Annotated in this window: 7 protein-coding genes; all 7 read left to right on the top strand. The window is 41.5% G+C overall.

Features of this window, described 5'->3' with window-relative positions; translation table 11 throughout:
• Positions 1-88 precede the first annotated feature (88 nt).
• On the top strand, positions 89-1,009 hold the full coding sequence (gene catA / locus B9T27_RS09445) for a catechol 1,2-dioxygenase (RefSeq protein WP_086206570.1): 921 nt from the start codon (positions 89-91) through the stop codon (positions 1,007-1,009).
• A 79-nt stretch (positions 1,010-1,088) separates the two neighbouring features.
• Positions 1,089-2,474 (top strand): benzoate 1,2-dioxygenase large subunit, encoded by a 1,386-nt coding sequence (benA, locus tag B9T27_RS09450; protein WP_086206571.1) that lies wholly within the window; start codon positions 1,089-1,091, stop codon positions 2,472-2,474.
• Positions 2,471-2,980 carry a benzoate 1,2-dioxygenase small subunit gene (gene benB / locus B9T27_RS09455; RefSeq protein ID WP_086206572.1) on the top strand — a complete coding sequence of 170 codons (510 nt, stop codon included), beginning with the start codon at positions 2,471-2,473 and terminating at the stop codon, positions 2,978-2,980. Before benA ends, benB begins: the two co-directional genes overlap by 4 nt.
• 83 nt (positions 2,981-3,063) lie before the next feature.
• Entirely contained in the window at positions 3,064-4,080 is a 1,017-nt protein-coding gene (gene benC / locus B9T27_RS09460) for a benzoate 1,2-dioxygenase electron transfer component BenC (RefSeq protein ID WP_086206573.1), read from the top strand.
• A gap of 17 nt (positions 4,081-4,097) precedes the next feature.
• On the top strand, positions 4,098-4,883 hold the full coding sequence (gene benD, locus B9T27_RS09465) for a benzoate diol dehydrogenase BenD (protein WP_086206574.1): 786 nt from the start codon (positions 4,098-4,100) through the stop codon (positions 4,881-4,883).
• 51 nt (positions 4,884-4,934) lie between these two features.
• Positions 4,935-6,158, top strand: a complete 1,224-nt coding sequence (gene benE / locus B9T27_RS09470) for a benzoate/H(+) symporter BenE (protein WP_086206575.1) — start codon at positions 4,935-4,937, stop codon at positions 6,156-6,158.
• A gap of 28 nt (positions 6,159-6,186) precedes the next feature.
• Positions 6,187-6,412 (top strand): CoA-transferase (locus B9T27_RS09475; protein WP_322853574.1); only part of this gene is annotated, 226 nt, incomplete at its 3' end.

A 6,412-nucleotide genomic window follows, 5' to 3' on the forward strand; every position in this document is an offset into this window, starting at 1 on the left:
TAACAAGGAAATGTGGCGACAAAGGAGCAAGCAATCGCAAGCACAGTCAGCCACGTACAAAAACTTATCATACTTAAGGAGCATTAGTATGAACCGCCAAGAAATCGATAAATTAGTAAAACAAATGAATGTGGATACCGCAACTGGATCTGTTGATACACGCGTTCAACAAATTGTGGTTCGTTTAGTCGGCGATCTATTTCAAGCGATTGAAGATTTAGATATTTCACAAACTGAATTGTGGAAAGGCCTAGAGTATTTCACTGATGCTGGTCAAGCCAATGAATTGGGTCTACTTGCTGCTGGTCTAGGCCTTGAGCATTATCTTGATTTACGTGCAGATGCTGCAGATGCCAAAGCAGGTATTACTGGCGGTACACCACGTACCATTGAAGGCCCTTTATATGTTGCAGGTGCTCCTGAATCAGTTGGCTTTGCACGCATGGATGATGGTTCAGAATCTGCAACTGTTGATACATTAATTATTGACGGTACAGTGACTGATACTGAAGGCAATGTGATTCCAAATGCTAAAGTTGAAATCTGGCATGCCAACAGCTTAGGCAACTATTCATTCTTTGATAAATCCCAGTCTGAATTTAACCTTCGTCGTACTATCTTAGCGGATGCTGATGGTCAATATACAGCTTTAACAACAATGCCAGTTGGTTATGGTTGCCCACCAGAAGGTACTACGCAGTTTGTACTCAACAAACTTGGCCGTCATGGTAACCGCCCTTCTCATGTGCATTATTTCGTCTCTGCCCCTGGCTATCGTAAATTAACCACACAATTCAATATCGAAGGTGATCAATACCTTTGGGATGACTTTGCTTTCGCTACACGTGATGGTCTAGTTGCAACTGCAGCAGATGTAACGGATGAAACTGAAATTGCACGTCGTAATTTAGATAAAGCGTTCAAACACATTCAGTTCAACGTTGAACTTGTAAAAGAACAAGCTGCTGCACCTACAACTGAAATTGATCGTCGTCGCGTAAGCGCTTAATCATTTAGCAATAGAAACCAAGATGTCTTTTCAATGACATCTTGGTGACTTCCTCACATTGGAAAGTCGGAGAACGGACATGCCTCGTATTCCTGTAATTAACACCAGTCATTTAGATCGTATTGATGAGTTACTTGTCGATAATTTTGAAACCGGTGAATTCAAACTACATCGTTCAGTTTTTACTGATCAAGCCCTATTTGATTTAGAGATGAAATACATCTTCGAAGGTAACTGGGTTTACTTGGCACATGAAAGCCAGATTCCGAATAATAACGATTATTACACTACACACATTGGCCGCCAACCTATTGTGATTGCACGCAACCGCAATGGCGAACTCAATGCCATGATTAATGCGTGTTCACACCGCGGCGCGCAGCTTTGCCGTCAAAAACGTGGCAATAAAGCAACCTATACTTGCCCATTCCACGGTTGGACATTCAATAACTCGGGTAAATTACTGAAAGTTAAAGATCCTGTCGATGCAGGCTACTCAGATTGTTTCAATCAAGAAGGCTCACACGACCTTAAAAAAGTTGCACGCTTCCAAAATTATAAAGGCTTCTTGTTTGGTAGCTTAAATCCTGATGTTCCTTCACTTGAGGAATTCCTCGGTGAAACCACTAAAATAATTGATATGATTGTGGATCAATCGGAACAAGGCTTAGAAATTTTACGTGGTTCATCAACCTATACTTATGATGGCAACTGGAAACTCACTGCTGAAAATGGTGCAGATGGTTATCACGTTTCTGCCGTACATTGGAATTATGCAGCGACGACACAACAACGCAAAGAAAAAGAAGCTGCGGATAATGTTCGTGCGATGAGCGCAGGTGCATGGGGTAAACAAGGCGGTGGTTGTTACGGTTTTGAAAATGGTCACATGCTGCTTTGGACACAATGGGCCAATCCAGAAGATCGTCCAAACTTCCCAAAAGCTGAAGAATATACCGAAAAATTCGGTGCGCCAATGTCAAAATGGATGATCGAGCGTTCACGTAACCTATGCTTATATCCAAATGTATATTTCATGGATCAGTTCGGTTCACAAATTCGCGTACTACGCCCAATTTCAGTCAATAAAACTGAAGTAACGATCTACTGCATCGCACCTATTGGTGAAGATAAAGAATCTCGTACCCGTCGTATTCGCCAATATGAAGATTTCTTTAATGCTTCAGGCATGGCAACTCCAGATGATTTAGAAGAATTCCGCGCTTGCCAAGCAGGTTATGCAGGTATTGATATTGAATGGAATGATATGAGCCGTGGTGCGAAACACTGGGTTCATGGTCCAGATGAAGCAGCTAATGAAATTGGTTTAAAACCCCTCCTCAGTGGGATTAAAACTGAAGATGAAGGTCTCTACCTTGCTCAACATCAGTACTGGCTCAAAAGCATGAAGTCTGCAATTACAGCTGAAAAGGAATTGGCAGCAACTGAAGGAGAAAGCGCATGAATACAGCCGTTACTTTAGATCAAATATCTTTAGAAACTATTGCGCAATTTCTGTATAAAGAAGCCCGTTTTTTAGATGATGAACAATGGGATGATTGGTTACAGTGTTATGCACCTTGTGCACAATTTTGGATGCCTGCTTGGGATGATAATGACACCTTAGTAGAAGATCCTGAAACTGAAATTTCGCTAATTTACTATCCAAATCGTCAAGGTTTAGAAGACCGTGTTTTCCGTATTAAAACGGAACGCTCTTCTGCAACCATGCCAGATACACGAACCAGCCACAATATTTCAAATATTGAAATGATGCAACGTGATAGCAATCAAGTCACTGTCCGTTTTAACTGGCATACATTAAGTTTCCGTTATAAAACCAGCTATAGCTATTTTGGCATGTCACGCTATGTCATCGATTTTTCGGGTGAACAACCAAAAATCGTAGATAAATACGTCGTACTGAAAAACGACTACATCAATCAAGTTATTGATATTTATCACCTATAAGCTTCACCAGATGCTCCCTTCAGTCAAATGGACTGTTGACTGAAGGATTTAAAAGTTTCAAAGATTTCCGCAGGATTCCAATCATGTCAAACCACAATGTTGCACTTCAATTCGAAGATGGCGTTACACGTTTTATTAGTGTTACTCAAGGTGAATCACTTTCTGATGCTGCCTACCGTCAAAAAATCAATATTCCTTTAGATTGCCGCGATGGTGCTTGTGGAACATGCCGTGCATTCTGTGAGTCAGGTACCTTTGATATGCCTGAAGAAACTTATATTGAAGATGCATTAACACCTGAAGAAGCCGCTGAAGGTTATATTTTGGCATGCCAATGTAAGCCAACCTCTGATGCTGTCTTTAAAATTCAAGCCTCTTCCGATGTCTGCAAAACTGAAATTCACAACTTTCAAGGTACGCTTGCTCGTGTAGAGAACTTATCTGACTCCACTATTACTTTTGATATTCAACTTGAAGATGGTCAGCCTGATGTACACTTCTTGGCAGGTCAATATGTCAACGTGGCTATTCCAGGTACAACAGAAACACGTTCTTACTCATTTAGCTCTAAACCCGGTAATCGTTTAACTGGCTTTGTCGTGCGTAATGTTCCGAATGGAAAAATGAGTGATTTCTTAAGTAAAACTGTTAAAGCTGGTGACAAGATGAGCTTTACTGGCCCGTTTGGTAGTTTCTATCTGCGTAATGTAAATCGCCCAGTGCTGATGTTAGCAGGTGGTACAGGTATTGCCCCATTTATGTCTATGTTACAAGTGCTTGAAGAAAAAGGTGCTGAACATCCAGTACGTTTAGTCTTTGGTGTGACCAATGACTTTGACTTAGTTGCAATTGAAAAATTAAATGAACTACAAGATAAATTTCCTTGGTTTAAATATCGTACAGTCGTAGCTCATCCTGAATCTACACATGAACGTAAAGGTTATGTGACGGGTCATATTGACAATGATTGGCTCAATGCAGGCGATGTCGATATTTATCTCTGTGGTCCAGTGCCAATGGTTGAAGCTGTCCGCGGCTGGTTAGATACAGAAGGGGTAAAACCTGCAAGCTTCTTATTTGAAAAATTCTCTGCAAATTAATAAGGAGAATCAATTCAATGTCAGATCGTCAAAGATTTCAAAATAAAGTCGTGATTGTGACTGGTGCTGCACAAGGCATTGGTCGTGGTGTCGCACTACAAGTTGCAGCTGAAGGTGGTTTCGTCGTCATGGCGGACCACTCAAACTTTGTTCAAGATGTACTCGCTGAAATTCAAGCTCAAAATGGTCAAGCCATTGTAGTTCAAGCTGACCTCGAAACATTTGCAGGCGCGGAAGCTGTTGTACAAGCAGCTATAGAGAACTATGATCGTGTTGATATTTTAATCAACAATGTCGGTGGTGCAATCTGGATGAAACCCTTCCATGAATTCACCCCTGCTGAAATTGAAAAAGAAGTCAGTCGTTCATTATTTCCAACACTTTGGTGCTGCCGCGCAGTTCTACCTGAAATGATAAAAAATCAATCTGGTGTGATTGTGAATGTCTCTTCAATTGCAACCTGCGGCATCAACCGTATTCCCTATTCAGCATCGAAAGGTGGTGTAAATACACTGACTCGATCGTTGGCATTTGCACATGCCAAAGATGGTATCCGTGTGAATGCAGTGGCAACAGGTGGTACAGAAGCTCCACCACGCAAAGTACCACGAAATAGTAAACCATTAACTGAACAAGATCAGGCATGGATGCAAGAAGTGGTTGATCAAACCATTGATAGCACTTTTTTAGGCCGCTATGGCACCATCCAAGAACAAGTGAATGCCATTCTTTTCCTCGCTTCAGATGAGTCATCATATATGACAGGTACCGTTGTTCCTGTCGGAGGTGGAGATCAAGGTTAAGCCTTGATCTTTTTTACGATATAACAGGATCATTGCGCATGGAGGCCTTCAATGGCACACCTGTTTAAAACATTAAAACAAGATTGGTCAATTTCAGCCACGGTTGCAGGATTTTTAGCCGTGCTGATTTCTTATGCTGGCCCCATGATTATCTTTTTCCAAGCCGCACAACAAGCCGATGTTTCTTCAAGCATGATGGCTTCATGGATTTGGGGTAGCTCAATTGGTGCTGCAATCACCGGGATTTTCTTATCCATAAAATTTAAAGTCCCGATTATTACCGCGTGGTCTGCCCCCGGCACAGCCTTATTGGTCGCATTATTCCCTCACATTTCACTGAATGAAGTTATTGCTGCCTATATCACTTCTGCAGTGATTATTTTGTTCATTGGCTTGACAGGCTCTTTCGACAAACTACTGAAATGGATTCCTCAAGGCATTGCTGCTGGCATGATGGCAGGCATTCTATTTCAGTTTGGTGTAGGGCTCTTTAAAGCCACAGACAGTATGCCTTATGTGGTATTTGGCATGTTGGCTTGTTTTTTATTGGCAAAGCGCTTTTCTCCAAGATATGCCATTATTTGGGTATTATTTTCAGGTATTGCATTAAGTTTAATTTTTGGAAAAATGAATCCTGTCGCAATGAGTTTTTCTCTAGCGATTCCAGAGTTTATTACACCTGAATGGACATGGTCTTCTACGCTTAATTTTGCAATTCCTTTAACCATTGTCAGTCTCACTGGACAGTTCTTACCCGGTATGGCGATTATAAAATTAAGTGGTTACGACACCTCAGCTAAACCCATTTTAACTGTGGCTAGTATCGTATCGCTGGGCGTTGCTTTTGTGGGAGGCATCACTATTGTTTTAGCTGCCATTACTGCCGCACTATGCACAGGAAAAGATTCACACGAGTTAAAAGAAAAACGCTATATCGCAGGTATTGCGAATGGCATTTTCTATATTTTAGGTGGTTTATTTGCTGGCAGTATTGTGATGCTCTTTAGCTTATTACCTAAAGAATTGGTTGCAGCGTTGGCGGGTCTTGCGTTGCTTGGTGCAATTGCAACCAACATCAGTGCGGCAATGAAAGATGAATCTCAACGAGATGCAGCACTTATTACATTTCTTGCCACCGTTTCTGGCATGCATTTTTTAGGGCTCAGCTCAGTATTTTGGGGTATTTGTATCGGTATGATCGCTCATCTGGTTTTAACCAAACGCGAATCCGCTACAGTTACTCTGCCTTCAACCCAAAGCTCTACTCAGGGTTAATAGGCAAAACGTTCGACTAGGAAACATTATGATTAATAAAAGCACTGCCTCATTAACAGAAGCACTCTCTCAAATCAAAGATGGCTCCACCATCATGATTGGTGGATTCGGAACCGCAGGCCAACCCGCTGAACTAATTGACGGTCTCATCGAATTGGGAATTAAAGACCTGATTATTGTGAACAACAATGCGGGCAATGGTGATTATGGCTTAGCTAAACTGCTGAAAGCAGGTGCAGTGCGTAAAATCATTT

Origin of the sequence: Acinetobacter sp. ANC 4648, assembly GCF_002135345.1 — a bacterium.
GTDB lineage: Bacteria > Pseudomonadota > Gammaproteobacteria > Pseudomonadales > Moraxellaceae > Acinetobacter.

Excerpts from the sequence above, each read along its gene's own strand:
- benB (WP_086206572.1), top strand. The coding sequence starts at position 2,471 with ATGAATACAGCCGTTACTTTAGATCAAATATCTTTAGAAACTATTGCG.
- catA (WP_086206570.1), top strand. The coding sequence starts at position 89 with ATGAACCGCCAAGAAATCGATAAATTAGTAAAACAAATGAATGTGGAT.
- benC (WP_086206573.1), top strand. The coding sequence starts at position 3,064 with ATGTCAAACCACAATGTTGCACTTCAATTCGAAGATGGCGTTACACGT.
- benE (WP_086206575.1), top strand. The coding sequence starts at position 4,935 with ATGGCACACCTGTTTAAAACATTAAAACAAGATTGGTCAATTTCAGCC.
- benD (WP_086206574.1), top strand. The coding sequence starts at position 4,098 with ATGTCAGATCGTCAAAGATTTCAAAATAAAGTCGTGATTGTGACTGGT.
- benA (WP_086206571.1), top strand. The coding sequence starts at position 1,089 with ATGCCTCGTATTCCTGTAATTAACACCAGTCATTTAGATCGTATTGAT.